Origin of the sequence: Brevibacillus sp. HB1.4B (assembly GCF_013284285.1) — a bacterium.
Lineage (GTDB): Bacteria > Bacillota > Bacilli > Brevibacillales > Brevibacillaceae > Brevibacillus > Brevibacillus porteri.
The window spans coordinates 1-396 of record NZ_JABSUT010000034.1; the positions used below are offsets into that span (position 1 = coordinate 1).

3 tRNA genes are annotated in these 396 nt (G+C 55.1%); all 3 read left to right on the forward strand.

Features of this window, described 5'->3' with window-relative positions:
- The first annotated feature begins 61 nt into the window (after positions 1 to 61).
- The 3 genes from HP398_RS30595 to HP398_RS30605 all read left to right on the forward strand — a co-directional run bounded on the left by HP398_RS30595 (position 62) and on the right by HP398_RS30605 (position 341).
- A tRNA-Ser gene (locus HP398_RS30595) sits at positions 62 to 154 on the forward strand.
- 4 nt (positions 155 to 158) lie between these two features.
- Positions 159 to 232: transfer RNA gene (locus HP398_RS30600), tRNA-Glu, on the forward strand.
- A 33-nt stretch (positions 233 to 265) separates the two neighbouring features.
- A tRNA-Val gene (locus tag HP398_RS30605) sits at positions 266 to 341 on the forward strand.
- The last annotated feature ends 55 nt before the right edge of the window (positions 342 to 396 follow it).

The window sequence follows — 396 nt, forward strand, 5'->3', positions numbered from 1 at the left end:
GTAGAGCAATCGGCTGTTAACCGATCGGTCGGCGGTTCGAGTCCGTCCCGAGGAGCCATATGGATGGATGTCCGAGCGGCCGAAGGAGCACGATTGGAAATCGTGTAGGCGGTGTCGAACCGTCTCGTGGGTTCAAATCCCACTCCATCCGCCATCTTGGCCCGTTGGTGAAGCGGTTTAACACAGCAGCCTTTCACGCTGTCATACAGGGGTTCGAATCCCCTACGGGTCACCTAGAAAGATCCCTACATTTTGTAGGTGATTTGGAGGCTTAGCTCAGCTGGGAGAGCATCTGCCTTACAAGCAGAGGGTCGGCGGTTCGATCCCGTCAGCCTCCACCACTTATATTTAACGGACAAGGAAGGTCAGTTAAAAGCGCCACGTCATGTGGCAACG